The 25102-nt window shown below is 70.3% G+C and carries 25 protein-coding genes; 5 read left to right on the top strand and 20 right to left on the bottom strand.

Translation table 11 applies throughout. From position 1 onward, the window contains the following. Window positions 1–19 precede the first annotated feature (19 nt). Genes KIK09_RS42350 through KIK09_RS42335 form a run of 4 tightly spaced genes read right to left on the bottom strand, consistent with a single transcriptional unit; the run spans window position 20 to window position 2732 of the window. On the bottom strand, window positions 20–541 hold the full coding sequence (locus KIK09_RS42350; protein WP_308164658.1) for an NADH-quinone oxidoreductase subunit C: 522 nt from the start codon (window positions 539–541) through the stop codon (window positions 20–22). Beyond that, complete coding sequence (locus KIK09_RS42345; protein WP_443678887.1) at window positions 538–1068, bottom strand: NADH-quinone oxidoreductase subunit B; 531 nt, start codon at window positions 1066–1068, stop codon at window positions 538–540. The genes KIK09_RS42350 and KIK09_RS42345 overlap by 4 nt, the downstream gene beginning before the upstream one ends. A 45-nt stretch (window positions 1069–1113) precedes the next feature. Then, the gene (locus KIK09_RS42340) at window positions 1114–2340 is read right to left on the bottom strand and encodes a M48 family metallopeptidase (protein ID WP_214325167.1); all 1227 of its coding nucleotides are present in this window, start codon (window positions 2338–2340) and stop codon (window positions 1114–1116) included. 20 nt (window positions 2341–2360) lie between these two features. Next, entirely contained in the window at window positions 2361–2732 is a 372-nt protein-coding gene (locus tag KIK09_RS42335; protein ID WP_214325166.1) for an NADH-quinone oxidoreductase subunit A, read from the bottom strand. 131 nt (window positions 2733–2863) lie between these two features. Here KIK09_RS42335 and KIK09_RS42330 point away from each other — a divergent pair, with 131 nt between their 5' ends. The 4 genes from KIK09_RS42330 (at window position 2864) to KIK09_RS42320 (ending at window position 7427) form a co-directional block, all read left to right on the top strand. Continuing rightward, entirely contained in the window at window positions 2864–4285 is a 1422-nt protein-coding gene (locus KIK09_RS42330) for a polysaccharide deacetylase family protein (RefSeq protein ID WP_214325165.1), read from the top strand. A 38-nt stretch (window positions 4286–4323) separates the two neighbouring features. Further along, window positions 4324–4419 carry a putative leader peptide gene (locus KIK09_RS60790; protein ID WP_372455758.1) on the top strand — a complete coding sequence of 32 codons (96 nt, stop codon included), beginning with the start codon at window positions 4324–4326 and terminating at the stop codon, window positions 4417–4419. A gap of 121 nt (window positions 4420–4540) precedes the next feature. Then, the gene (locus KIK09_RS42325) at window positions 4541–6388 is read left to right on the top strand and encodes a 2-oxoacid:acceptor oxidoreductase subunit alpha (protein ID WP_214325164.1); all 1848 of its coding nucleotides are present in this window, start codon (window positions 4541–4543) and stop codon (window positions 6386–6388) included. After that, entirely contained in the window at window positions 6381–7427 is a 1047-nt protein-coding gene (locus tag KIK09_RS42320) for a 2-oxoacid:ferredoxin oxidoreductase subunit beta (protein ID WP_214325163.1), read from the top strand. Before KIK09_RS42325 ends, KIK09_RS42320 begins: the two co-directional genes overlap by 8 nt. Before the next feature lie 45 nt (window positions 7428–7472). On the opposite strand, the gene KIK09_RS42315 is transcribed toward KIK09_RS42320, so the two are convergent. The 9 genes from KIK09_RS42315 to KIK09_RS42275 are packed head-to-tail and all read right to left on the bottom strand — an operon-like array spanning window position 7473 to window position 17484. Then, entirely contained in the window at window positions 7473–8165 is a 693-nt protein-coding gene (locus KIK09_RS42315) for a putative glycoside hydrolase (protein WP_214325162.1), read from the bottom strand. Beyond that, a complete protein-coding gene (locus tag KIK09_RS42310) occupies window positions 8162–9106 on the bottom strand; it encodes an NAD-dependent epimerase/dehydratase family protein (protein WP_214325161.1) in 945 nt (314 codons plus the stop codon). Before KIK09_RS42310 ends, KIK09_RS42315 begins: the two co-directional genes overlap by 4 nt. Then, window positions 9103–10377, bottom strand: a complete 1275-nt coding sequence (locus KIK09_RS42305) for a nucleotide sugar dehydrogenase (protein WP_214325160.1) — start codon at window positions 10375–10377, stop codon at window positions 9103–9105. The genes KIK09_RS42310 and KIK09_RS42305 overlap by 4 nt, the downstream gene beginning before the upstream one ends. Before the next feature lie 12 nt (window positions 10378–10389). Further along, window positions 10390–11205: a glycoside hydrolase family 191 protein gene (locus tag KIK09_RS42300; protein WP_214325159.1), complete on the bottom strand. Its 816-nt coding sequence runs from the start codon at window positions 11203–11205 to the stop codon at window positions 10390–10392. Further along, window positions 11205–12038, bottom strand: coding sequence for an NAD-dependent epimerase/dehydratase family protein (locus KIK09_RS42295; protein ID WP_214325158.1), 834 nt, complete (start codon window positions 12036–12038; stop codon window positions 11205–11207). The genes KIK09_RS42300 and KIK09_RS42295 overlap by 1 nt, the downstream gene beginning before the upstream one ends. Continuing rightward, a complete protein-coding gene (locus KIK09_RS42290) occupies window positions 12035–12760 on the bottom strand; it encodes a sugar phosphate nucleotidyltransferase (RefSeq protein ID WP_214325157.1) in 726 nt (241 codons plus the stop codon). The genes KIK09_RS42295 and KIK09_RS42290 overlap by 4 nt, the downstream gene beginning before the upstream one ends. A gap of 16 nt (window positions 12761–12776) precedes the next feature. Then, the gene (locus KIK09_RS42285) at window positions 12777–14075 is read right to left on the bottom strand and encodes a hypothetical protein (RefSeq protein ID WP_214325156.1); all 1299 of its coding nucleotides are present in this window, start codon (window positions 14073–14075) and stop codon (window positions 12777–12779) included. Continuing rightward, window positions 14072–15451 (bottom strand): GT4 family glycosyltransferase PelF, encoded by a 1380-nt coding sequence (gene pelF, locus KIK09_RS42280; RefSeq protein ID WP_214325155.1) that lies wholly within the window; start codon window positions 15449–15451, stop codon window positions 14072–14074. Before pelF ends, KIK09_RS42285 begins: the two co-directional genes overlap by 4 nt. Window positions 15452–15462: 11 nt before the next feature. Next, window positions 15463–17484 (bottom strand): Agd3-related carbohydrate deacetylase, encoded by a 2022-nt coding sequence (locus KIK09_RS42275; protein WP_214325154.1) that lies wholly within the window; start codon window positions 17482–17484, stop codon window positions 15463–15465. Window positions 17485–17613: 129 nt separating this feature from the next. Here KIK09_RS42275 and KIK09_RS42270 point away from each other — a divergent pair, with 129 nt between their 5' ends. Further along, the gene (locus tag KIK09_RS42270; protein ID WP_214325153.1) at window positions 17614–18447 is read left to right on the top strand and encodes an AfsR/SARP family transcriptional regulator; all 834 of its coding nucleotides are present in this window, start codon (window positions 17614–17616) and stop codon (window positions 18445–18447) included. Here the strand turns inward: KIK09_RS42270 and rfbB are convergent. From rfbB to KIK09_RS42235, 7 genes are read right to left on the bottom strand one after another with little or no spacing between them, the layout of a single operon-like run. Beyond that, window positions 18444–19394: a dTDP-glucose 4,6-dehydratase gene (gene rfbB / locus KIK09_RS42265; RefSeq protein WP_308164657.1), complete on the bottom strand. Its 951-nt coding sequence runs from the start codon at window positions 19392–19394 to the stop codon at window positions 18444–18446. The two genes, KIK09_RS42270 and rfbB, sit on opposite strands and share 4 nt — an antisense overlap. Window positions 19395–19412: 18 nt before the next feature. Continuing rightward, window positions 19413–20093, bottom strand: coding sequence for a sugar transferase (locus KIK09_RS42260; RefSeq protein ID WP_214325152.1), 681 nt, complete (start codon window positions 20091–20093; stop codon window positions 19413–19415). 6 nt (window positions 20094–20099) lie between these two features. After that, window positions 20100–21245: a hypothetical protein gene (locus KIK09_RS42255; RefSeq protein ID WP_214325151.1), complete on the bottom strand. Its 1146-nt coding sequence runs from the start codon at window positions 21243–21245 to the stop codon at window positions 20100–20102. Further along, window positions 21242–22486, bottom strand: coding sequence for an oligosaccharide flippase family protein (locus KIK09_RS42250; RefSeq protein ID WP_214325150.1), 1245 nt, complete (start codon window positions 22484–22486; stop codon window positions 21242–21244). The genes KIK09_RS42255 and KIK09_RS42250 overlap by 4 nt, the downstream gene beginning before the upstream one ends. Further along, complete coding sequence (locus KIK09_RS42245) at window positions 22483–23766, bottom strand: O-antigen ligase family protein (RefSeq protein WP_250574704.1); 1284 nt, start codon at window positions 23764–23766, stop codon at window positions 22483–22485. The genes KIK09_RS42250 and KIK09_RS42245 overlap by 4 nt, the downstream gene beginning before the upstream one ends. A gap of 5 nt (window positions 23767–23771) precedes the next feature. Continuing rightward, a complete protein-coding gene (locus KIK09_RS42240) occupies window positions 23772–24710 on the bottom strand; it encodes a phosphotransferase (RefSeq protein WP_214325148.1) in 939 nt (312 codons plus the stop codon). Further along, window positions 24707–25090, bottom strand: coding sequence for a hypothetical protein (locus tag KIK09_RS42235; RefSeq protein WP_214325147.1), 384 nt, complete (start codon window positions 25088–25090; stop codon window positions 24707–24709). The genes KIK09_RS42240 and KIK09_RS42235 overlap by 4 nt, the downstream gene beginning before the upstream one ends. Between the last annotated feature and the right edge of the window lie 12 nt (window positions 25091–25102).

Genomic DNA, 25102 nt, shown 5'->3' with positions numbered 1-25102 from the left:
CCGGCCACCTCCAGGCGGATCAGTCGTCCTCGGTCTGGGTGCCCCAGTCGGCCGGCACCCCGGGCGGGAGCGTCTTGCGGCGGCTCGGCGCGGCGTGCGACTCGCCCGGCTCCTTGGCGCCCGGCCAGGGCTTGGCCACGCGCGCGGCCAGCACGAAGTCCTTGCGCAGCGGGTGACCCTCGAACCCGTCGGGCAGCAGCAGCGGCACCAGGTAGGGATGGCCGTCGAAGGTGATGCCGAACATCTCGAACGTCTCGCGCTCGTGCCAGTTCGCCCCGCGGAAGACGCCCACGGCCGACGGCAGGCGAGGGTCGTCGGCCGGGATGTGGGTGCGGATCAGGATGCGGGCGCAGGCCGTCGGGTCGTACAGGTGGACCACGACGAAGAAGCCGTCGGGCATGTCGTCGACGGCGGTCAGCCAGTCGAAGAAGGCGTAGCCGGAGTCGCGGGCCCGGGTCAGCGCCTCGATCCACTCGCCCGGCTGCACGTAGACGGTGGTCTCCCCCAGGAAGGTGGAGGTTTCGCCGAGACCGATGCTCACGCGTCCTCCCCGTGCGAGCGTGACCAGACGTACCGATCGCTGAGCTTCTCCCCCGCGATCTTCTCCTGCAGCTTCATGATCCCGTAAAGCAGCGCCTCGGGCCGCGGCGGGCAGCCGGGGACGTAGATATCGACGGGGACGATCTGGTCGACGCCGTTGGTCACGCAGTAGGAGTCCCAGTAGGGCCCGCCGGAGTTGGAGCAGGCGCCGAACGAGATCACGTACTTCGGATCGGGCATCTGCTCGTAGAGCCGCTTGACGGCGGGAGCCATCTTGTCGGTCACGGTGCCGGAGACGATCATCAGGTCGGCCTGCCGCGGGCCGTTGGCGAACGGGATCACGCCGAAGCGGATGAAGTCGTGCCTGCTCATCGACGTAGCGATGAACTCGATCGCGCAGCACGCCAGCCCGAAGTTGAACACCCACAGCGAATATCGCCGCCCCCAGTTGAGCACGAACCGCATGGGTTTGGGCGCCAACCGGGAGATCGGCCCCACTGTGGGCATCGGGAGATCCGTCGCTGCCATAGCTCCATTCTCACGCGTGATCGCCCCCAGGTGTAGAGGCGCGGGTCATTGATAGAGCGTGGCGCGGATGCTGTCCCGCAACTCCCGCTCCACCCGCCCGGCCCGCACCGCGAGTTCCCGGTCGATCTCCCCCATCCCTGCCGCTGTCACCGCCGGTTCCCTGTACGGCAGGCCAAGGACGTGCTCGTGGCGCAGGTAGGAGGGCGGATGCGTACGGTCCACCCGCAACGCGACGAGCCGTGCTCCGCGCCGCCGCCGCTCGAACTCCGATTCCGGAATGCCCGACATATAGGCCTGCAACGCCTCCCACAGACCCTCATTGCGGGGGATGGCCATGGTCCGTGTCTCCAGGAACGACGCGGCGAGGCCGCACCGGGTGTCATGGGCGTCCAGCGCGGAGGCGGCGGCCACGGTCCCGGCGATCTCGACCGACATCGCGTCCGCCCGGTACTCGGCACGCTGCGACGACCGCAGGTTCACCAGCTCGAGCACGGTGTCGAAGCCGCCGACGGTCAGCCGGAGCAGCCAGAGGACGACCTGCGAGGCCCAGTGGCCCACCAGCACGAACAGCCCGTGCTCAGGCACCGCCTCCCTGTCGGACCTGGCGGCGGAGCGGAGCTCGGCCAGCGCCCCGAACGCGGTGCCCACCACGACCCCGTGCCTGCTGTCGCCGTTGCTGGAGTGCGCCAGCTCGTGGCCGAGCAGCGCGATCCGCTCCTGCGGCGTGAGCACCAGCCACAGGGGGTAACCGAGCGTCAGCACCCGGCGGCGGCGCAAGCCGTACGTCCCGTAGCTGGCGTTGATGTCGCCGCTGAGCACCACGACGTCGGTCCTGGGCGCACCGGCGCGTGCCCCGATCTCGTCCACGAGCTGGTAGAGCCGCGGCGCGTCCTGCCGGGTCAGTACCTCGGCGTCGTCGGGCAGCCGGCCGAAGCGGGGGCGCATCAGCCAGGCGAGCCCGATCAGTACCACCCCGACCGGAACGCTGACGAACGTGAAAGCGACCACCAGCCAGACCCCGGTGATCAGGATGGCCAGCGTCAGCAGGTGGACGAGGAGGGCAAGCGCGTAGGAGGCCATGCGAGCCAGGCTGAAGCGGTCGATGCCGCCTTCGTGCAGGTTGCGGACGAGCCGTTCCTGCAGGCGGGGCAGGATCAGCCGTCGCGGTGGGGCGGGCGGCGGCAGGAGATTCCAGTCGCAGGACGCGCACCAGGCGACGAAGCGCTCGTCCGCGTCGAGGGGGGCCGAGCACTCCGGACATAAGACGGACATGGCCCGTCAGGCTAGCTGGGTCACGTCCACGTCAGGACCCGTTTGCGCCAGGCGTACAGGATGCCCAGCGCGATGAAGCCCAGGAAGACGAACATCTCCACCAGCGTGGTCATCCCGAACCCCGGCGCGGCGAAGACCGTGGCCCACGGGAAGAGAAAGACGGCGTCGACCGCGAACACCACGTACAGGTACGTGAAGACGTAGTAACGGACCTGCGACTGGGCCCACCCCTCACCGACGGGGTCGACGCCGCACTCGTAGGTGGTCAGCTTGTCGGCGGTGGGCCTGGTCGGCCGCAGGAGGCGGTTGGCGAGCAGGGCTCCGGCCACGATCGCGACGCCGAGCGCGAGGAGCGCGGCGACGAGCAGGTAGGACCCGAAGTAGCCGTCCATGTGGCGATGGTAACCCAGGAGACCCCGGTCAAAGATCCTCCCCCATAACCCCAAATCGGGGCAAAGTGCAAGATCGCTCACATACTCTGACATTCATGCGCAAACGGCGATTCTTCGGAGGAATCGCGACGTTGGCTTTTTCCCTCGCCGCCTGCGGCGTGGCCACCGCTTCCCCCGAGCGGGACGTCACCGTCCCCGCAGACCCCACGATGATCGACTTCGTCGACCCCTCGAAGGTCGGCGGACTGGCCACCAGGACCCTGACCGAAGGCGACTCGGGTGGCAGGCAGGTGCACGTCTCCTACCCCGAGTTCGATGCCGCCCCCAAGCTCAACGAGGCCGTCAGCAAGGAGGCTGAACGCCGCCTGCACGACTTCGTCCGCTCCACCAGGGTCGGCGGCCTCGAGCCGCGCCCCGAGCTGAACATGGACTGGGCGCTCGACGCCGCCACCGACGACCTCATCGGGGTGCGGCTGAGGACGGGCGAGTTCCTGGGCGCGAACTGGGGCAACTCCACCACCACGCTCTGGTACGACAAGCAGAGCGACCAGGCCTTCACCTCCCCCGGCCTGCTCGACGGCGACAGTGGCCTGCACGGCGTGGCCGAGCTGGTCAAGAACCAGCTGGTCAAGCGCGGTCCCGAGATTGACCAGAACGAGGTGACGGCCTCGGCGAACCTGTTCGACTCGCTGGCCTTCAACCGCGCGGGCGACCTCGTGGCCGAGTTCGACGACTGCCAGGTCGGGCCGTGCTCGCTGGGCAGGGTGGCGGTAGCCGTACCGGCGCGGCAGGTCGAGCCGCTGCTGTCTCCGGCAGGGCGGCGCGCGCAGGACCTGGTGCGCGAGACGGCCATGGTCGCGCCGCTGGTCACGCCCAAGGTGATGGTGTCGCGCAGCCCTGACGCGGTCAGCCAGAACGCGGGCTCCGTCGACTGCAAGGTCCGCAAGTGCGTGGCGCTGACCTTCGACGACGGCCCCGGCCCCTACACCGCGCGGCTACTGGACCTCCTCCAGCAGGCCGACGCCAGGGCCACGTTCTTCACCTTGGGCGCCAACGCCTCCGCCGACCCCGCGATCCTGCGGCGCATGAGCAAGGAGGGGCACCTGGTCGCCAACCACAGCTGGGCGCACAGGGACCTGGCGAAACTGTCGTCCAGCAAGATCGCCGACACGCTCGGCCGTACCCAGGACACCATCGCCGGCGCGATCGGCCAGACCCCCACCCTGGTCCGCCCGCCCTACGGCGCGGTCAACATCGACGTCCGTACGGTGGCCCGCAGGCTCGGCGTATCGCTGGTCAACTGGGACGTCGACACGCTGGACCTGCGCGACAGGGACCCCCGGCTGGTCGCGCAGCGAGCGGTCCGCGGCGCGCACGACGGCGCGATCATCCTGCTGCACGACATCGAGCGGACGACCGTTGACGCTGTTCCGGACATCCTCAACAGGCTCAAGGGGAAGGGTTACGCGCTCGTGACCGTTCCAGAGTTGTATGGGGCCGCCGGCATGCGGCCCGGGAACGTCTACACGTCGGGGGCCGTAAGCGCCCCCTGACGCCGCATACCTGACGGGGGGACGTATAGTTGGCGCTCGTGACCCGAACCGTCCTCTTCGCTCGCCTGCATGTAGACCTCTGCAGGCTCGCGAGCGGTCTGTGTCACCTTTACTGTTCTCCCGCCTCACCCTGAATCCGACCGCGTTTACCCACTTTGTTACGTATGGAAACGCGTGACCTCCCGAGGATCTAGCATGGAAACAGAGAACGCGCCTGACGCGACCGCGCACGGGCGCTTCGAGGAGGACTGAGCTGTGACGAAGCAGGTTCAGCAACTCGATCGCGTGATCATCAGATTCGCCGGCGACTCCGGCGACGGCATGCAGTTGACCGGCGACCGCTTCACCGCGGGCACCGCCGAGTTCGGCAACGACCTGTCGACGCTGCCCAACTTCCCCGCCGAGATCCGCGCTCCCGCAGGCACGCTGCCCGGCGTGTCGAGTTTCCAGCTGCACTTCGCCGACCACGACATCCTGACCCCGGGTGACGCTCCCAACGTGCTCGTCGCGATGAATCCCGCCGCGCTCAAGGCCAACCTGGGCGATCTTCCCCGGGGCGCGGACATCATCGTCAACACCGACGAGTTCACCAAGCGCAACCTGCAGAAGGTCGGTTACGAGACCAACCCGGTCGAGGACGACTCGCTGGCGGAGTGGCGGGTGCACGCGGTGCAGCTGACCTCGCTGACGGTCAAGGCGCTCGAGGGCTTCGACCTGTCCAAGAAGGACGCGGAGCGCTCCAAGAACATGTTCGCGCTCGGGCTGCTGAGCTGGCTCTACCACCGCCCGACCGAGCACACGATCAAGTTCCTCGAGGCCAAGTTCGCCAAGAAGCCGGAGATCGCCAAGGCCAACATCGCGGCCTTCCAGGCCGGCTGGAACTACGGCGAGACCACCGAGTCGTTCTCGGTCTCCTACGAGGTCAAGCCCGCCAAGCTGGCGCCGGGTCTCTACCGCAACATCTCCGGCAACCAGGCGCTGGCCTACGGCCTCGTCGCCGCCAGCGTGCAGTCCAAGCTGCCGCTGTTCCTGGGGTCCTACCCGATCACCCCGGCCAGCGACATCCTGCACGAGCTGTCCAAGCACAAGCGCTTCGGCATCCGCACCTTCCAGGCGGAGGACGAGATCGCGGGCGTGGGCGCGGCGCTCGGCGCGGCCTTCGGCGGCGCGCTCGGCGTGACCACCACCTCCGGCCCCGGCGTGGTGCTGAAGGGCGAGACCATCGGCCTGGCGGTGATGACCGAACTGCCGCTGATCCTGGTGGACGTGCAGCGGGCGGGCCCGAGCACCGGCATGCCGACCAAGACCGAGCAGACCGACCTGCTGATGGCCATGTTCGGCCGCAACGGCGAGTCGCCGGTGCCGATCATCGCGCCGTCGACGCCGAGCGACTGCTTCGACGCGGCCATCGAGGCCGCGCGCATCGCCGTCAAGTACCGCACGCCGGTCTACCTGCTGTCCGACGGCTACCTGGCCAACGGCTCCGAGCCCTGGCGCCTGCCCGAACTGTCGGACCTGCCGGACATCTCCACCGAGTTCGCCCAGCAGCCCAGCGAGGGCGAGGGCGAGGAGTTCCTGCCCTACAAGCGCGACCCCGACACCCTGGCCCGCCCCTGGGCCATTCCCGGTACGGCGGGCCTGGAGCACCGCATCGGCGGCATCGAGAAGGCCGACGGCACGGGCAACATCTCCTACGACCCGAACAACCACGATCTGATGGTGCGCCTGCGGGCCGCCAAGATCGCCGGGGTCGACGTGCCGGACCTGGAGGTCGACGACCCCGACGGCGACGCCGAGGTCCTGGTCGTGGGCTGGGGCTCGACCTACGGTCCGATCGCGGCAGCCGTACGCCGGATCAGGAAGTCCGGCGGCAAGGTGGCGCAGGTGCACCTGCGGCACCTGAACCCGCTGCCCGCCAACACCGGCGAGATACTGAAAAAGTACGACAAGGTGCTGTTGCCGGAGATCAACCTCGGCCAGCTCGCCATGCTCCTGCGGGCGAAATTCCTCGTCGACATCATCGGCTACAACCGGGTGCGCGGCCTGCCGTTCAAGGCCGAGGAGCTGGCCGGAGTCATCCAGGACGTGATCGACAGTGACTGAACTCGTCAACGGCAAGGGTCTGGCGCTGGTCCCGAAGACCGACGCCAAGCAGACGCTCAAGGACTTCAAGTCCGACCAGGAGGTCCGCTGGTGCCCGGGCTGCGGTGACTACGCCATCCTCGCCGCGGTGCAGAGCTTCCTGCCCGAGCTGGGGCTCAAGCGCGAGAACATCGTGTTCGTCTCCGGCATCGGGTGCTCAAGCCGCTTCCCGTACTACCTGAACACCTACGGCTTCCACTCCATCCACGGGCGGGCGCCGGCGATCGCCACCGGGCTCGCGGCCAGCAGGCCCGACCTGAGCGTGTGGGTGATCACCGGTGACGGCGACGCGCTGTCGATCGGCGGCAACCACCTGATCCACGCGCTGCGCCGTAACGTCAACCTGAACATCCTGCTGTTCAACAACAGGATCTACGGGCTGACCAAGGGCCAGTACTCGCCCACCTCCGAGGTCGGCAAGATCACCAAGTCGACGCCGATGGGGTCGCTGGACAAGCCGTTCAACCCGATCTCGCTGGCGCTCGGCGCCGAGGCGTCGTTCGTGGCGCGCACGATCGACTCCGACCGCAAGCACCTGCAGTCGGTGCTGCGCGAGGCCACGGCACACCGCGGCACCTCGCTGGTGGAGATCTACCAGAACTGCAACATCTTCAACGACAACGCCTTCGAGCCGCTGAAGGACCCCGAGATCCGCGACGACATCACGCTGCGGCTCGAGCACGACCAGCCGATCGTGAGCAACACCAAGGCCGTCGTCAGGGCAGCCGGTGGCGGCATCGAGGTGGTCGACAGGGCGAGTGTGGCCGAGGACCAGATCCTCATCCACGACGCGCACAACCCTGACCCTTCGGTGGCCTTCGCGCTCAGCAGGCTCGACGAGCCGTCCTTCGAGCACGTGCCGATCGGCATCTTCCGCCAGATCGCCCGCCCGGCCTACGACGTGCTCATGGCCGAGCAGCTCGAGGAGGCCAGGAGCCGCCAGGGCGAGGGGGACCTGAGCGAGCTGCTCATGGGCGGCGACACCTGGCGCATCAGCTGACATATGGCGAAATGACCGCCACCCCGAGGAAGCGGGGTGGCGGTTTCATATCCGCGACAGCACCCGGTCGCTGACGAAACACGGCATCCCGAACTCCCGCGCCCGCCGGATCGCGAAGGCCGTCAGCTCGTCGCTGTCGGCGTAGTCCAGCGCGAACAGGTCCACGTCGTAGCCGAGCAGCCGCTCGGCCACCCCCGCGTGCACCTCGAGCACGTCGTCCGGCCAGGGGGCGTACCGCTCGGTGTCCACCCAGCGGGCCGAGAACGACTCGAACAGCACCCCGTCCACCAGCCCCGCCAGCTCGGGCAGCAGCCCGAACCCGCGGTTGGCCAGCAGGTAGGCGGGCCGCGCCTCCTCCCTGATCGCGGCGATGAGCGTGAGCAGGTGCGGCAGGTCCTCCGGGTAGGTCTGCTCCAGGTTGAGGGTGTCCAGGAACAGCCCGCTGAACCCGGCCTCGATCGCCCGCTCGGCCTGCCCCACCACGTGCGCCACCCAACCGGGATGGTCCACGTGCACGAACGCGCCGCCCCAGTCGGGGTTGCGTTCCGCGCGGTGCCACGGGGCGGTCGGGCCCACGTCCTCCGACAGCGAGAGGTAGCCGAGCGTCTGGACGCTCTGGTGGCGCAGCGCGGCCAGCTCGAGCGGGGTGTAGAAGTCCGCCTGCAGCACCACCTTGTCGAAGCGCGCCAGCCGGTCGACCGAGCCCGCGCCGTAGTAGAAGCAGATCGGCTGGCTCACCACGACTCCCGGTACCATTCGAACGTCGCGCGGACCCCTTCCTCCAGCCCGACGCGCGGCTCGAAGCCGGTCAGCTCGCGCAGCCGCGTCAGGTCGGGGCAGCGCCGCGCCACCGACCCGGCCGGCGCGGGCAGCCGCCGGATCTCCGGGCTCACCCCGGCCACCCGGAGCACGAGCTTTGCCAGGTCGCCGATGTTGGTCTCCTCGCGGTCGTTGCCGATGTGCACGATCTGCCCCGCCGCGGCGGGCGTCTCCATCAGCCGGACCATCGCCTCGACCGCGTCGTCGACGTAGCAGAACGCCCTGCTCTGCTCCGACCCGTACAGCGCGAACGGATCCTCTCCCCGTACGGCCCGCAGCGCGAGCTCGGGGATGACGTGATCGGCGCCCATCCGGGGGCCGTAGATGTTGTGGAAGCGCCCGATGACCGCGGTGAAGCCCTTGGCCCTGGCGGTGTGCAGCACGGCCGCCTCGCCGAGCATCTTGCTGATGGCGTAGGTGAAGCGGGGCGAGCCCACGTCCTCGATCATCAGCGGCACGGTCTCCGGGGTGGGCACGGGCACCACGCCCGCGCTGACGCCGCCGGCGTAGGCCTCGCTGGTGGAGGCGAAGAACAGCCGGTCGCCGGGCCTGATCCAGTCCAGCAGGTGCATCAGCGCCAGCGTGTTGACCCTGATGACCTTAGCGGGGTCGGACTCCACGTTGCGCACCCCGACCACGGCGGCGAGCATGTAGATCTGGTCCCAGCCGGGCTCGAGGGCGGCATAGGAGGCGGGATCGGTGAGGTCGGCGGAGACCACGCCGGGGAGGCGTTCGACGGCGGGGTCGCGGCGGCCACGGGAGAAGTCGTCGACCACGGTGACCTCGTGCCCCTCGGCCAGCAGCCGGTTGGCCAGGTGCAGGCCGATGAACCCGGCCCCGCCGAGCAGCAGGACCCTCATGGCGCGTATCCGATCCCCGCGTAGCGGACGCCGTGGCTGGTGACCTCGGCCTCGTCGAGGATGCGCCAGGAGTCGAACAGCACCCGCAGGTCGGAGGTGGCAAGTCTGGCCTCCACCTCGATCCCGCGGTAGTCCGGGTGGTCGTTGACGATGAGCATGGCGTCGGCCTCGGCGAAGGCCTTGTCCAGGCTCACGGGGCGCCCGCCGTACTCGCGGATGACCGCGTCCTCGACGAGCGGGTCGTGGCCGAGGACGGTCAGGCCGGCGGCGGTGAAGACCGGCATCATGTCCGCGATCGGGGTCCCGCGCATGTCGTCGGTGGGAGGCCAGCCCTTGTAGGCCCAGCCGAGCACCGACAGGCGGATGCCGTCGGTGTGGCCGAAGACGTCGCGGATCTGGGCGACCAGGCGTTCCGCGACGTGCGCGGGGAGGCGCTCGTTGAGGCTCCTGGCCATGCCGACCAGGTGGGGGCGGTGGGTGCCGGTGCTCGCGAGCATCAGGTAGGGGTCCTTGGACAGGCAGCCGCCGCCCACGTAGCCGGGCTTGGCCAGGTCGGGGCGGGGGTAGTCGAGGTTGGCCGCTCGGATGACCTCCAGCGGGTCGAGCCCGTTCTGCTCGGCGATCAGGGCCAGCTCGTTGCCGAAGGCGTAGATCAGGTCGGTGTGGCAGTTGTTGGACAGCTTGACCATCTCGGCCGCCTCCAGGCTGGAGACGGGCACGATCTGGTCGGCCAGGCCGGAGAACAGCTCGATGCCGGCGCGCAGCGAGGGCTCGTCCAGGCCGCCGATCACCTGGGGCAGCTCCACCAGCTCGCGCAGGGCCTGGCCCTGGATGGTGCGTTCGGGCGCCATGACCAGGTGGCGCTGGGTCAGCAGCGGCAGGACGACCGCGCGGCTGGTGCCGATCGGGACGGTGCTGCGCACGACCACCAGCGTGTCGGGGTCGCAGCGCTCGGCGACGTCCCCGGCAGCGGCGGCGAGGTTGGTCAGGTCGGGCGTGCCGCCGGCGGCGACCGGCGTGGAGACCGACAGGATCGCCGCGTCCAGCCGCTGGTCGGGCAGGCTGCCGGAGATGAAGATGGTCTTGCCCAGGTAGCGCTCGAAGACCTCCTCGACGCCGGGCTCGTAGACGTGCACGCGGCCCTTGGACAGGGCCTCGACCACGTGCGGGCTGGCGTCGACTCCGTGGACGACGTAGCCGCGGTCGGCCAGGGCGGCGGTCAGGGTGAGACCGACATACCCCATGCCGACGACGCCGACAGTTTTCGGCATTTCACACTCCTTTCAGTGACATGGGGGACTGACTCGATCGAGATCAACCCGGGTCACGTTTCCGGCGAATCCATAGCGGCGATACAGGGCGCAGGCACGGGCGACGTGCGCGGGGGAAACCGCGTAGTCGGTGGCGAAGACCGCCTTGCCCTGCCGCCGCAGGGCCAGGGCGTCGGCCAGGTTCTCCTCGCACCAGGACTCCTCGCACGGCACGTCGGTGGCCCGGTAGAAGAGCTCCTCCATGCCGATGCCGTCGATGGCCCCGGTGTAGCCGGAGTAGTGCCGCAGCTCGGGAGAGTTCTGCGGCACGATGAAGAACCCCGGTCTGATCTTCTTGGCGTAGTGGCTGATCCTGATGATCAGGTCGACCATCTTCCTGCCCAGTGAGTGCCGGGTCTCGCCGGGCACCTTGTGCAGGTCGAGCTCCTCGTAGGCCAGCGGCGTGTCCAGGTAGACGCCGTCGAACCCGGCGCGCAGCGCCTGGTCGACCCTGGGCTTGACGACCCGGTGCCACCACCTGGGTTCCCAGTAGCGCACGAAGTGCTCGTCGGGCCAGTCCTTCCAGACGTTGACCGCCAGGCCGCGGGAGCGCCGGTATTCGGTCCTGAACTCCTCGATCGAGCCGATCTCGAAGTAGGCGAGCACCGTCTTGCCCGAGGCCCGCACGCGCGCGATCTCCGCGGCGGTGAAGTAGCCGTGCTTGGTGCCGTCCCTGGACAGGTCGACGATCGCGAGCTGGTGCGGCGCGTGCTCGACCGGGTCCAGCCGCCCGCCCGGGTAGCCCTGCAGAACGTAGGTGAACAGGGCGAAGGAGAGCAGGGTCCGCATCACACCATCGCCTTGATCGACTCGTCCAGGGTGTGGCGCGGCTTCCAGCCCAGGACCTCCCTCGCCCTGCCGATGTCGGCCCTGCTCCAGCTGACCGCCGCGGACCTGGCCGACTCCTGGTCGCCTTCCCTGATCTCGCCGGTGAAGCCCAGCTCCTCGGCCAGCAGCCGTACGGCTTCGCGGACCGTGACCGCCCTGCCGCTGCCGACGTTGTAGATCCCCGTCGAGGCGGGCGCGAACGCGGCGCAGGCCACCGCCTCGGCCACGTCGCGCACGTCCACGAAGTCGCGGTAGGCGTCGAGCGGGCCCAGATCGACGTGGTCGTCGGCCTCCCGCATCAGGTCCCTGGCCCTGCCGAGCACGCTGGCCGGGGATATCCCGGGCCCGACGGGGTTGAAGATGCGCAGGGAGATGCCGGTGGCCGCGGTCAGCAGCGTGCCCGCCAGGTGGCTGATGCCGTAGGCGCTGGTGGGCCTGGCCGGGTCGCTCTCCTTGACCGAGTGGCCGAACGCGGTCGGCCCGTACTCGGCCGCCGAGCCCAGCCGGACGAACCTGGCCTGCGGCGCGGCCACGGCGAGCGCCTCGAGCAGTGTCGCGGTGACCCCGGCGTTGCCCCGGACGAACTCGTCGGCCCGCCCGGCCAGCGTGCCCACGCAGTTGAGCACGACCGCCGGGCGCACCTGGCGCAGCAGGTCGGCCACGTCGCCGGGGACCGCCCGGTGCAGGTCCAGGTCCGCCCTGCCGGGGCAGACCAGCTCGGCCTCGGCCGCCAGCCGCTCCCTGACGTGGATCCCGATGAACCCGGTGGCGCCGAAGAGCAGGATCCTGGTCACCGTACGGCCTCCCTGGAGGGCAACAGGAGCGGCCTGATCTCGTCGAAGCGGGCGTTGGCCTCGTCGTAGTCGTCGGGCCGGCCGATGTCGAGCCAGTAGCCGTCGAACTCGTACACGCCGGGCGGCGTGTCCTGGGCGAGCAGGTCGAGCACGAGCTCGTCGAAGCCGAACGGCATGCCGTCGGGGTAGTGCGCGATCGTCTTGCGCGACAGCGCGTAGACGCCCATGCTCACCTGGTAGCTGAGCAGCGGCTTCTCCCTGAACCCAACGATGCGGCCCCCGCTGGCCTCCAGCACGCCGAAGTCGATCTTCACCACGCGCGGCGCGGTGGCCACGGTCAGCGGCGCGTCCGATTCGACGTGCCTGGCCAGCAGGTCGGCGTAATTGAGCGTGGTGAGGACGTCGCCGTTCATGACCAGGAAGCGCTCGGGCAGTTGGTCGCGGATGGCGAACAGCGGCCCGATCGTGGACAGCGGAGTGACCTCCTCGGTGTAGTCCACGGCCAGCCCCCAGCGCGAGCCGTCGCCCACGAAGGCGCGGATCAGCGGGCTGAGGTGCCCCACGGCCAGCGTGGCGCGGGTGAATCCCTGGCTGGTGAGCTGCTGCAGGATGATGTCGAGGATGGCGTACTCCTCGCCGATCGGGACCAGCGGCTTGGGCAGCGCGGAGGTGTACGGGCGTAACCTGACGCCCTTGCCCCCCGCGAGAATGACGACGTGCATGATCGATCCCTCCCGTTTATCGGTACTGCCGGACGTCCCTGAGACCGTGCAGGTTCAGGATGAGCAGAATCACGAGGAACAACAGCCCGGCGGCCAGAAAGAGCGGCACGTCGGGCCAGAGGGCTCGTGCCCCCGGATGTACGGCGAGCACCAGCGCCTGCGCCCCGCACAGGAGCCGGATCTTGCCCTGGTTGGCCAACAGGAAGGCCAGGAAGTAGGCGGTGCCGACCGCCACGTGGCCCGCGGCCATGAGCACGCTGTCCCGCGTCAGCGACCCGGTCAGGTAGAGGAACCCGAGCGGCAGGGCCGACAGCGCCGACAGCACGCCCAGGCAGATGAGCAGCCCCTTGCCGAGCAGCAGCCGGGTGCGCCTGGTGAACTCCCGCGGGTAGCGGACCTCCCTGATCACCCTGCGCGCCTCGTCCTCGAAGGTGTGCGCCCGGTACTCCAGGACCCCCATGCCCAGCACCAGCCCCGCCCCGGCGAGCGCGAGGTCGGCCCTGTCGAGCACGTAGCGGGCCTCGGCCTGCAGCAGGAACGCGGCGGTGAGCACGCTGTAGACGACGGACGGCACCAACGACCGCAGCGGCACCCCGGAGGTCTCGACCTGGCCGAGGGTGAGCAGGATCGCCGCGCCCGACACCGCGGCCACGCAGACGACGCCCAGGCAGACGGCCAGCAGCGCGGCCCCGCGGTTGCCGATGGCGACGTACCCGGCGCCCGCCAGCACGGCCGGCAGCATCAACGCCGCCAGCAGCCCCTCGCGCCGGTAGAACAGCAGGATCCCCGAGGAGAGCTGGAAGGCCATCTGCGTGACGCACAGCGCCACCAGCGTGACAGGGCCGAGCGCGCTCACGGTCACGGCCGCCACCGCGACGCCGATCACCAGCCCGGTGCGCAGCACCCGCCCGGCCGCGCCGGGAGCCTCCCGGCTGAGGTAGGAGTAGGCCAGCTGGGCGGCCGCGCTGCCGAGCACCCAGCCGATGCCCGTGGTGAGCACCAGCCCCGGCATCAGCCACTGCCTGCCCACCAGCCCGCCGGCCGCGGGCAGCAGCGCGGCGGGCATCGCGTACAGCAGCCCGTGGGCCATCTGGGCGATCGGGCGTGCCCTGCGCGGCGGCCCACCGGCCGGGTGGATCATCGGCACGATCCGCGAGTAGACCGCCTCGGCCAGCGCGAACACGTCGGGATGGCCGTAGCGTTCCCTGGCGATCCGGTCGTCGAGGCCCGCGGACTCCAGGATGGCGGCGGCCTGCAGAGGTTCGACGGCGCGGGAGATCGGCTCGATGAGATCGTCGATCGACCGTGGCGTCATACGAGGAGCTCCTCGTAGACGGCGCGGTAGTCGTCGAGCGACCGGCGGAGCGTAAAACGTTCCATCATCCGGTGCCTCGCGGCCGCGCCCAGCCGACGCCGCAGCGCCGGGTCCTTCAGCAGCCGGGTCATCGCCTCGGCGGCGGCCACGTGGTCGCGCGGCGGCACGATGAACCCGGCGTCGTCGACCGCCTCGGCCACGCCGCCCACGTTCGTGCAGACCACCGGCCTGCCGCAGGCCATGGCCTCGACCACGGTGTAGGGGAAGCCCTCGGAGATGCTGGTCAGCGCCACCACCTGCCCGGCGTGGTAGGCGACCACCGGCGCGGATACGCGGCCCTCGAAGACCGCGCCGCCCTCCAGGTCGAGCTCGTCGATGAGCGCCAAGCAGCTCTCGTGGTAGCTCTCGTTGCCCGTGGGCACCCCGCCGAAGATGCGCAGCCTGGCCTCCGGGATCGACTCGCGGACCAGCGCGAAGGCCCGCAGCAGCATGTGCAGGTCCTTCAGCGGGTCGATCCGGCCCATGAAGACGATCGTCGGCTCGTCGGGCTCCGACTCGGCCAGGGGGAAATCCGACGGGTCGACGCCGTTGTACATGACCCGGATCCGGTCCGGGTCGGCGCCCGTGCGCACCTGCCAGCGCCGGTTGTAGGAGGAGTGCGGGGCGATCCGGTCCGCAGCGACGTAGGCCGCTCCGGTCAGGCGCCTGAAGAAGCTGAGCAGCAGGACCCTGACCGCGTGGGAGACAGGCTCGTTGACGTACTGCAGGTAGCGTTCCCGCAGGTAGAGCCCGTGCTCCGACAGGACGCTCGGCGTGCCGTACTCCCATTTGGCGGCCATCGCGACCAGGGTGCTCAGGCCGTTCATCGCGACGTGCGTCAGGTCGGTGCGCACCGGCGGCTCGGCCAGCGGGCGCAGCATGTGCCCCATCAGGTGCCCCGCGGTGATCGCGTCGGCCAGGTTGAGCTCCTCGCTGCGGTAGCCATCCCAGGCGTCCATGAGCTGCGCCAGCGACTCGTTGGCGGTCAGCGCGCCCACCAGGTCGCCGCCGTCGCGGGCGTACCTGAACAGCGCCTCGAGCACGCGCAGGAACTCCGCGCTGCCCTCCCCCATGACCGCCGGCGTCAGCACCATCTCCAGGAACAGCCCGTACGGCGTGCGGAACCCCGCCCCGGGCGCCTTGGCGGCCGGGGCGGGCTTCCATAACGGGATGGCGATGACCTGGTCCAGGTTGGGCGGCAGGTCCCAGACGGGTCGCTCGGCGCCGTCCACGGTCATCGTGACGACGTCCCAGGTGTAGTCGGGCATGCCGCGGATGAGCTGGTCCATCCAGACGCTCACCCCGCCCATGGCGAAGGGGTACGTGCCTTCCGACACGAGCGTCACCTTCACGGCCGTACGCTCGCCGCGACGGTGACAGGGGTGCCCGCGGTCAGGGTGACCAGGGCGGAGGTGTCCGTGCCGTAGGCCGTCGCGCCGGGCAGCGCGGCGTTGGTGGCGAAGACGGACGCGGCGGCGGTGGAGGTGAAGGTGACGGTGCCGGCCGACCGGTCGTAGACGGCGTTCACCGAGGGCAGGCTCGCGAAGTGCTTGGTCCTGTTCTCCACGTACTGGGCGAGCGTGACCCAGTTGGGGGTCAGCACCGGCACCTTGTAGTAGCCGTTGTACTTGGCCAGCACGGCCTTGAGCCAGTCGAAGACCAGCGTCTTGCCTGAGCTGTAGTTGCGCAGGTTGCCCTGGTGGAAGGTGTGCACGTAGACCGATCCGGACATGACGTGCTGCATCGCGACATCGCTCTCGTGGTCCAGGATCTGCGCGTAGGTCTGGTTGACCGGCCAGTAGGGGAACTTGCCGCTGGGCCCGTAGTAGGAGTTGTAGAAGTAGGTCTCCTCGGCGTCCGTCGTGGTGTGGTAGGCGATGTTGGTCGGCCAGTCGGGCACGACCATCACCGACGGCTCCATCGGGTGGTAGATGCCGCAGTTGAAGCAGGCCGGGCGGTGGCTGGCGAAGGACATGTTGCCGTGCAGGTACTTCACGCCCAGGTTCTTGGCCGCCTGCAGCAGGTTCGGGTTGGAGGCGTTCAGCCCGTAGTCGGTGGGCGGGTCGATGTCGTTGTTCGGGTCAGGGTTGTAGACGCCGAGCCCCGAGTACTCGCCGGTCTTGAGCACCGAGGCGGGCACGCTCAACCCGATCTGGGCGGCCCTGGTCAGGTTGTTCTGGATCTCGGCGTAGGTCGTCGGGTAGTCGGTGAAGTTGAGCTTGGGGTGCGTGAACGTGTGGTTGATCCACCTGAACGACGTGGCGCGGCAGCGCGAGTAGGCGGTCAGCGGGTCGGGGTTGAGCAGGATGGGCAGGCACGAGGAGGGCGCGGACGGGTTGGCGTCCTCGCCGTTGTAGGCCACGTTCAGCGTGAAGCCCGAGGCGAGCGGGTTGGCCGAGCGGAAGCTGTTCTGCTGGCTGTAGACGTTGGAGGCGTCCGTCCAGCGCAGGCGGAAGCCCGGGTTGGCGTCCACGGTGCCGTCGGTGCGCAGATGGTCGGTGTAGTTGAACCAGTCGTCGACGTCGGCGCCGAGGTAGTGGCGCTGCTCGCCCAGGTACAGGCCCCGGGTCGCCCAGCGCAGCAGCCCGAAGGTGAGCAGGTCGGCCTGCGGCAGGTACTGGTTGGAGGTGAACGTCAGCGCGGCCCGCTCGCGCCCGTCGCTGGAGGTGCTGCGGACGCCGAGCACGTCGGAGCCGCTGGTGATCAGCGGGTCGGCCGCGCAGCCCGGCGCGATCGTGGAGCGGTAGACGTACGACAGCGAGATCGGCACGTTCACGCCGGTCTTGAGGTAGTCGAACACGCCCGCGCCCGCGGTGGTCAGGTTGGCGGTGATGGGCGTGTCACCCACGCCGCCCTCGCTGCCGGGGCGCAGGCACAGGTCCTCCGGGTAGGTGCCGTAGGCCGAGTAGAGCGAGGCCTGCCGTACGCCGAAGTCCCGCTCGTAGGCCCATAGAGCGTTCCATTCGCCGGCGTCGAGAGAGCCGAGATAGCCGTTGGTCAGCAGAATCGCGTTGTACTTGCCCGTCCCGTCCGGCTGGACCAGGTCCGCGGCGTTGAGCTGCTGGCTGTCGGTGAGCAGCACGTCGTACGGCGTACCGATGCGGTCGAGCACTGCCCGCCAGGTCGCCAGGCCCCAGTCGCCGGCCCCGTCGGCGACGACGAGCGGCCGCAGGGCCACCTTGTCGTTGACGGAGGCGATCGTGGCGGCGGCAGCGCCCTTGAGGGTGATGGCGCCCTTCTTGGAGGGCAGCGGGCCTGGTCTGACGGCTTTCGGACGCTGAAGATCGGCCCGGAGCGGGCCGTCATGGCCCGGTGTGTCGCTATTTGGTGCCGATATAAACCCAAAAATCAGGACACCACCGAATAACATTCTCCGAATTACATTCACCTTATCCCCCCACCTGGAACGTGTGGCGAGGTCGAGTGTGAGATCAGCGAGTTTCCCTCGAGTTTCAGTTAAGTTTCCCCGAAAGGGGATATCTCGGCTTACTCTCTGTCTGTGTCGGGAAATGATCTGAGATTCGGAATTCTGGGCGCGCTTGAAGTGGTGAACGGGGAGCGGCATTTATCCCTCCGTTCGAGTAAGCAGCGCAGCCTGCTGGCCATGCTGCTGTGCCACCCCGGCACCGTGGCCGTGGCCGACCACCTCATCGACGCGCTCTGGGGAGCCGAGGCGGGCGACGCGGGATCAGGACGATTACGCCTGCAGTTACACCGGCTCAGACGGGCCCTGGGCGCGGTCGGCGTGATCGCCCACGAGTCCACCGGTTACACCCTGCGGGTCGGACCGGACGCCGTCGACGCCTGGCGGTTCGAACGCCTCGTGCACAGGGGCCAGCAGGCACTCGCCTCGGGCAACGTGGCCAAGGGCCGCGACCTGCTGCGCTCCGCGCTGGCCCTGTGGCGCGGGCCCGCGCTGTCCGGGCTGGACGACATCCCGTTCCTGCACCGGCAGAGCACCAGGCTGGAAGAGGTACGGCTGGCGGCGCTGGCCGACAGGATCGACGCCGACCTGCGGCTGCGGCGGCACGCCGAGGTGATCGGCGAGCTCACGGTGCTGGTGAAGGAGCACCCGCTGCGTGAAACGTTCCGCGGCCAGCTGATGATCGCGCTCTACCGCGGCGGCCGGCAGGCGGAGGCGCTCGAGGTCTACCGCGACGGGCGGCGCATCCTCAGCGAGGAACTGGGCCTGGAGCCGTCGCCGGACCTGCGCAGGCTCGAGGTGGCGATCCTGACCAGCGACTCCTCGCTGTCGGCGGCGCGCCCGCCCGGCCCGCGCACCGCGCACCGGCGGATCCGGCACTCGTGCTCACTGTGCGCAGGCGGCCACTAGAGCCGCCGCTTCCACCAGGCCTCGTTGTCGCGGTACCAGCGCAGCGTCTCGGCCAGGCCCCGCTCGAAGCCCACGCCGGGCCGGTATCCCAGCGCGGCCAGCCGGTTGTCGGCCAGGGAGTAGCGCAGGTCGTGGCCCTTGCGGTCGGCGACGTGCTCGACGGCCGACCAGTCGGCGTGCATCTCGGCCAGGATGCGCTCGGTCACCTCGCGGTTGGTCAGCTCCACGCTGCCGGGCACGTGGTAGACGGTGCCGGGCTCGCCGCCCTCGGCCACCAGCCGCACCGCCCTGCTGTGGTCGGCCACGTGCAGCCACTCGCGCACGTTGCGGCCGTCGCCGTAGAGCGGGAGCTTCAGCCCGGTCAGCAGGTTGGTCACGAAACGCGGGATCAGCTTCTCCGGATGCTGGCGCGGCCCGTAGGTGTTGGCCGAGCGGGTGATGCTCACCGGCAGCCCGTACGTGCGCGCGTATGCCAGCGCCATCAGGTCCGCCGCCGCCTTCGAGGCCGAGTACGGCGAGCTCGGCATGACCGGGGCGTCCTCCGACCACGAGCCCTCCACGATCGAGCCGTAGACCTCGTCGGTCGAGACCTGCACCACCCGCGCGACGCCGCCGAGCAGGCAGGCGTCGAACAGCGTCTGGGCGCCGAGCACGTTGGTCCTGGTGAACACCTCCGGCGCCTCGATGGACCTGTCGACGTGCGACTCGGCGGCGAAGTTGACCACGATCGCGTGCCCTGGCACCACGTCGGCCAGCAGGACGGCGTCGCACACGTCGCCGTGCACGAAGGCCGCGCCGTCGGGTACGTTGTCCCGGTCGCCGGCGTAGGACAGGCGGTCGAGCACGGTCACCTTGGCACCCTCGGCCACCAGGTCGGCGGCGAAGCGCGAGCCGATGAACCCGGCGCCGCCGCAGACCAGCACCGCGCGATCACGAAAGAAGGACACGGCGGCGAGGATACCCACTCACAGCTGCCGCTCAGGCCCCAACCGCATCCCCAGGAAGTAACGGACCGTATCGGTGAGCACCATGACGGTGGCGCCGAAGGTGGGCCTGCGCAGGAACCACGCGTCGACCCGCTCCCTGGCGGGCACCACCTTCTCGATGTACATCCTGAGGTCCACCTCGCCGGGACCCAGGATGTCGAAGTCGCGGAACCTGATCTGGGCGGGGCCCGTCAGCCCCGGCCGGTGCTCGAAGATCCAGCGCCGCTCGATCGGGTAGAGCACCGCCATGCCGTACGACTCCGGCCTGACGCCGACCAGCGTCATGTGGCCGCGTAAAACGTTCCACAGCTGGGGCAGCTCGTCGAGCGAGTAGCGCCGCAGGAACGCGCCGACGCGGGTGAGCCGCGGATCGGCGGAGGCGGTGACCAGCGGCCCGCCCACCCCGACCCGCATCGTGCGGAACTTGTACATCGAGAACGGCCGGCCGCCCTGCCCGACGCGCAACTGGGCGAAGAAGCCTGGCCCGCGGCTGGACCAGCGGACGATCAGGTAGATCACCAGCATCGGCACGGCCAGGACCAGCAGGGCGGTCCCGGCGACGGCGAGGTCGAGCAGGCGCCGGGACGTCGCCGGCGCGACACCCGGCCCCGAGACAATGGGCGCTTCTCCCGTGGGGAGCGAGTAGGCGTGACTGGTCATGACGAATCACCCGGTTCCTGCGGCGATCAGTACATCGGTGAACACGGTCGAGAGGACCGACAGGTCCTCGGGGACGCTTCGCTCCACCGAGCTCGGAGTGAAGTGCGTCATCAGACGGTCGCCCGCCTTGCGGCGGGCCAGCAGGGCCTCCCAGAGCGGGTTGGACTTCAGCCCCGGATCCATCAGCCGGTAGGTGTCGTTCTTGTAGGTCTGCCGCCAGGTCCAGACGTCGGTGGCGCCGACGCCGAACGACCTGGGGATGTCGATGAACACCGAGCCCAGGTCCTCCGCCCTGGCCCTGTCTCCGTCGAAGGCGCCGGGGTGTGCCAGCCCGCGGCGGGCGAACACGGTCACGTAGTAGGCCCAGCCCCGCGCGGTGACCTCCGTCCACGCCGACCGCTGAGTGATCGCCCTGGTGGTGCCCCAGGCGCGGTAGACGTCGTCGGTCTGGATGGCGGTGCTCAGGTTGAGCACGTCGATGTTGCCGCCGGCCAGGTAGTAGTCCATGTTGCCGAGCGAGATCTGCGGGTACTTCCAGTTGGCCGCCTCCGCGCAGGCCACCGCCTTGGGGTGCACAGAGCCCGGCTGGCAGCCCAGCGTCGGCACGTAGAAGTCGACCATGACCTGGGTACCGGGCACGGCCTTGCGCAGGGCCCGCGCGCTGTCGGCCAGGAACGCCTTGATCTGGGCCGGCGAGTCCATCCCGTCGTTGTAGCCGAGCTCGTCGGCGATCTTGACGCCGGCGACGCCCTTGCGCTGGGCGATCCCCTTGATCTTGGCGATGGCCGTCTCGAACGCGGCGGGGCCCGCCTGCCACTGCTTCCTCAGGTCGGACTCCACCCACACCGTCATCCCGCGGGCGACCGCCGCGTCGGCGGCCTCCTCGTACTTGTTCTGCGGCGGGATGCTGACACCCCTGGACAGGTCACGCGGCTGCGGCTTGCGCGAGGTGGTGGGCGAGGGCAGCGGCGACGGGCTGGCCACCTTGGGGCCGACGCTCTGCGTGGTGGCGGACGTGATGGCCGGGCCGTCGGGGTCCTCGGAGCCGGAGGCGGCCGGGGTGTGCGCGGTCAGCGTCACCCCGCTGCTCGCGCCGCATCCTGCGGCCAGCGCCAGCGCCCCCGACGCCGCGGCGAGCTTCCACTTGGTCATGTCATCACCTCCGCGGGCAGGGGTTTCCTGCCGCGCACGGCCACGAAGAAGGCCAGCAGGGTCGCCGTGGTCGCGAGGTTGGCCGAGGCCGCCGCGATGGCGGCGCCGACCGCGCCCAGCCGCGGGACGAGGAGCAGGTTGAGTGCGACGGTCATGACCACCCCGGCCACGATCGAGATCGAGTTGGCGCCGGGGCGGCCGATGCCCAGCAGGTAGGCGGTCACCAGCCCCGCCACGCTGGTCACGACGGTGCCGCCGATCATGATCTGGCTGGGCAGCACGGCTGCGGCGAACTCGGCGCCGAACACCCGCGGCAGCACCGGGCCCGACAGCAGCACCAGCGGCACGGCCACGACGGCGCTGGCCACGAAGGCCCTGGCCATGAAGCCGGCGGTCCGTTTGGCCGCCCCCTCGGGGTCGCGGGCGAAGCTCGGGTAGAGCACGTACGTCAGCGCGAGCCCCGGCATCCGCAGCAGGTCGGCCAGCTTGCTCGCCACCGCGTAGACGCCCAGCACCGACGGGCTGGCCACGGCCGCGAGCAGCGCCACGTCGAAGCGGTCGTTGACGAGCTGGAGGAGCCCGCCCACCTGCCCGCGCAGCCCGTATCCGCAGATCTCCATGATCAAGGGCCGGCTCGGGCGCTCCCAGCTACGGAAGTAGCCGGTCCGCGCCAGCCGTACGGCGATGCCCGCGGCGACCGTGACGTCGGCGAGCACCAGGCCGGCGAGCATGCCGCGCACGTCGTGCGAGACCAGCAGCACCGCGCCGTACAGCGGCAGGAAGGCCGCCTCCTCGGCGAAGATGGCGACGTTCGCGCCGCGCTGGTCCTGCCCGCCCTGCAGTTGCGACTTGCCGACCGCGACGAAGGTCTGGGTGAAGGTCGGGATCGCGGCCGCCGCCACCATCGGCAGGCTCAGCTCCGACAGGAACACCCGGTGCAGCAGCGGGCTCAGCGCCAGCCACGCGATCCCGCCGAACGCGGCCCCGCCCAGCAGGATCACGCACAGCGCGGGGCGCACCTGCCGCTCCACGCTCTCACGGGCCAGGAAGTACGGCGAGGCCGCGGGGAGCCCGCACACCGCCAGCACGCACACGATCCCCGGCAGGACGCGGAACAGCGTGAACTCGCCGACCAGCACCGCACCGCCCGCCTGGGCGACCATGACGGTGCCGAGCGCGAGCGTGCCCATCGCGCCGACCCGGGCCGCGGCGTTGCCCGCCAGCAGCGACATCAGCCTCATGGCAGCACTCCCGGCTGCTGCGGCTTGCGCCCCCAGATCTCCAGCGCGGCCAGCACCCCGAACAGCGCCCAGGCATGGCGGTAGTGCAGCACCTCGTAGAACAGCCCGGAGAAGGCCATCACGCCGGTCATCGCGGCCAGCAGCTCGGGCCGCGGGATGATCCGCTCGTACTCGGGCTTGAGCGCGTCCCTGGCCGAGACCCGCCTGGCCCGCACGGCCAGAGACCCCATCAGGGTGAGGATGCCGAGCGCGCCGATCGGCCCGCGTTCGAGCAGCGCGGCGATGTAGTCGTTGTGCGCCTCCTTGGGGTACGGCTCCAGCAGGCGCCGCATCTCGCCGAGCGTGCGCGCGGGCCCGAGCCCGTACCAGGGGGCGTCGTTGAACCACATCCCGGTGGTCTGCTCGGTGACCTCGCCCCGGCTGCCCTCGCTGGAGGTCAGGCGCCCGATCGAGTCCTTGGCCACCGGCGAGATCCTCGAGACCTGGTCGAGCACCGCGTCGGTGTTGATCAGCAGCTTGCCCGCGCCGGCGACCAGCAGGCAGCTGCCCGCGAGCAGGATCGCCGCGGTGATCTGGCGGCGCTTGACCCGGGTGAAGAACGCGCCCGCGATCGTGCCGATGGTCAGCCCGAGGAACGCGCCGTTGGAGCCGTTGTAGGCCAGCGCCACGAGCAGCACGCCGACGCACAGCCAGCGCCAGACCTTGTGCCGCGGATACCGCGCGGCGCGCAGCAGGAACAGCCCGGTCAGGAAGAAGTTCGAGGCGTAGTTGGGCTCGCCGAAGGTGTATCCGGCCCGCACGCCCTCGGCGATGTTCTGCCCCGACAGGTACGGGATGCCGGCGAAGATGCCGACCAGCATGAGCACCGCGCCGAGCACCGCGGTCACCACCCAGGTGCGCACGGCGATGGCGAACAGCTGCGGGTCGCGCCCGAGGCTGGCCAGTGCGATCGCCCAGAAGAAGACGAACACGTCCTGCGCCAGCGTCAGGCCGCCCTCGCCGGTGATCGTCGCCGGGATGGCGCCGCCCAGCACGATCAGCCCCATCGCCACGATGTACGGCGTGCGCAGGCTGTAGGCCCTGCCGCTCGCCCACTGGACCGTGATGATCACCAGGAGGACGAGTCCGGCGTCGGGGATGCCGGTGTTGCTCGGCCCGAGGGGCCGCAGCAGCGGCAGCGAGAAGATCGCGGCGGCGATCGCGAAGGCGGCCAGCGATCGGGCACGGCGCGGCGGCGGGTTCTCCAGCCGGGCGATGACCGCGCTGGTGTCGATCGTCATGCCGGTCACGGCGTCACCTCGCAGAGCCGTTCGAGCAGCCCGAGGTGATCCTGCGCGAAGCGGGGGTCGTCGGCCGTGGCCACCACGTCGGCCAGCCCGGCCAGCAGCACCGCCCGCCACAGCCGCCCCGGCGCGCCCAGCCGCTCAAGCGCCCCGGCGACGAACCGCTCGACCAGGGCGGGGAACCAGCCCGCGCCGAGCAGCGCATGGCTGATCCCGGGTCCGAACCCGGCCGCCCGCAGTCCCCGGTGCCCTGCCACGCGGCGGCCGGGCGGGGTGTGGCGGTGCAGGTAGAGCGCGTAGGACAGGGCGAAGCGGGCCACGTCGCGCAACGGGTCGCCGTCGATCTCGCCCGCCTCCCAGTCGACGACGCCGGTGACGCGGCCGCGGCTCACCAGGATGTTGCCGAGCCAGTAGTCGCCGTGCGAGATCGTGCGCGGCAGGCTGGTCGCGGCGAGTTCGGCCAGGGCGGTCTCGAGCGTGGTGGGCGCCCGGTACCTGGCGCTGACGCGGTCGACGGCCTGCGTGGCCAGGGAGACGGGCCTGGCGGGGCCGGTGGGCTCGGATTGCAGGAGCGCCAGCCAGGCCGCGGCGGCGGTGAAGTCGGCCGCCACCCGGCGGCGCCGTGCCACGTGCCGCCACAGGTGGTAGTCGGCCAGCATCGGCGTTCCCGGCATGCCGCGGGTGATCAGCGCGGGCAGCCCGTCCACCTCGCCATGCCCGAGGACCTCGGGCACGGTCCGCCGCACCGCCTCGGGCGCGCGGGTGGCCAGTTCCTCCAGCAGGCGGCCCTCGGCCAGCACGACCGCGGCGGCCTCCGCGGTGGTGGCCACCTTGACCACCCGCAGCCGCGAGCCGTCCATGACGACCGCGGTGACCTTGGCGTTCGGGTCCCTGGAGCCGGCCAGCAGCGCGACGCTTCCCCCGCCGAGCAGCTCCCTCATGACGCGATCACCAGGCGCTGGCGCGCGAGCAGCCCGAGCAGCCACGGCAGCCGCCTGACCAGCCGGACGGCGAGCGAGTACACCGGGTGCGGCCAGGTCACGTCGGGTGGCACGGTCAGCACGCCGCGCGCGGCCCAGCCGAGCAGCGGCGAGCGCAGCGGCACCACCAGCACCGGGTCGGCGAACGAGGGCAGCGCGACGTAGACGGTTTCGGGGTGGAGCCCCGCGCGGCGCAGCGCGGCGCGCACCTGCCGGCGCCCGCCCAGCACCGCGACCTGCTTGCCCGACGGCAGCACGGGATGGTCCGGCACGCGGACCAGTTCCGTGCCGGGCGGCAGCAGCAGTCGCCACCGCTCGCCATGTGCTGCCCAATCGGGCATACCGGATTCCTC

The sequence above is a fragment of the Nonomuraea sediminis genome, from assembly GCF_018531495.1.
GTDB classification, from domain to species: Bacteria; Actinomycetota; Actinomycetes; order Streptosporangiales; family Streptosporangiaceae; genus Nonomuraea; species Nonomuraea sediminis.
The sequence above is the reverse complement of the archived record's forward strand: the minus strand, read 5'-3'. Positions and strand labels throughout refer to the sequence as shown.

What these genes read in the sequence shown, in the direction of transcription:
- KIK09_RS42345 (WP_443678887.1), bottom strand. Translation starts at nt 1,068, where the DNA reads ATGGCAGCGACGGATCTCCCGATGCCCACAGTGGGGCCGATCTCCCGG.
- KIK09_RS42340 (WP_214325167.1), bottom strand. Translation starts at nt 2,340, where the DNA reads ATGTCCGTCTTATGTCCGGAGTGCTCGGCCCCCCTCGACGCGGACGAG.
- KIK09_RS42335 (WP_214325166.1), bottom strand. Translation starts at nt 2,732, where the DNA reads ATGGACGGCTACTTCGGGTCCTACCTGCTCGTCGCCGCGCTCCTCGCG.
- KIK09_RS42310 (WP_214325161.1), bottom strand. Translation starts at nt 9,106, where the DNA reads ATGAGGGTCCTGCTGCTCGGCGGGGCCGGGTTCATCGGCCTGCACCTG.
- KIK09_RS42305 (WP_214325160.1), bottom strand. Translation starts at nt 10,377, where the DNA reads ATGCCGAAAACTGTCGGCGTCGTCGGCATGGGGTATGTCGGTCTCACC.
- KIK09_RS42300 (WP_214325159.1), bottom strand. Translation starts at nt 11,205, where the DNA reads ATGCGGACCCTGCTCTCCTTCGCCCTGTTCACCTACGTTCTGCAGGGC.
- KIK09_RS42290 (WP_214325157.1), bottom strand. Translation starts at nt 12,760, where the DNA reads ATGCACGTCGTCATTCTCGCGGGGGGCAAGGGCGTCAGGTTACGCCCG.
- KIK09_RS42285 (WP_214325156.1), bottom strand. Translation starts at nt 14,075, where the DNA reads ATGACGCCACGGTCGATCGACGATCTCATCGAGCCGATCTCCCGCGCC.
- KIK09_RS42275 (WP_214325154.1), bottom strand. Translation starts at nt 17,484, where the DNA reads ATGTTATTCGGTGGTGTCCTGATTTTTGGGTTTATATCGGCACCAAAT.
- KIK09_RS42260 (WP_214325152.1), bottom strand. Translation starts at nt 20,093, where the DNA reads ATGACCAGTCACGCCTACTCGCTCCCCACGGGAGAAGCGCCCATTGTC.
- KIK09_RS42255 (WP_214325151.1), bottom strand. Translation starts at nt 21,245, where the DNA reads ATGACCAAGTGGAAGCTCGCCGCGGCGTCGGGGGCGCTGGCGCTGGCC.
- KIK09_RS42250 (WP_214325150.1), bottom strand. Translation starts at nt 22,486, where the DNA reads ATGAGGCTGATGTCGCTGCTGGCGGGCAACGCCGCGGCCCGGGTCGGC.
- KIK09_RS42245 (WP_250574704.1), bottom strand. Translation starts at nt 23,766, where the DNA reads ATGACGATCGACACCAGCGCGGTCATCGCCCGGCTGGAGAACCCGCCG.
- KIK09_RS42240 (WP_214325148.1), bottom strand. Translation starts at nt 24,710, where the DNA reads ATGAGGGAGCTGCTCGGCGGGGGAAGCGTCGCGCTGCTGGCCGGCTCC.
- KIK09_RS42235 (WP_214325147.1), bottom strand. Translation starts at nt 25,090, where the DNA reads ATGCCCGATTGGGCAGCACATGGCGAGCGGTGGCGACTGCTGCTGCCG.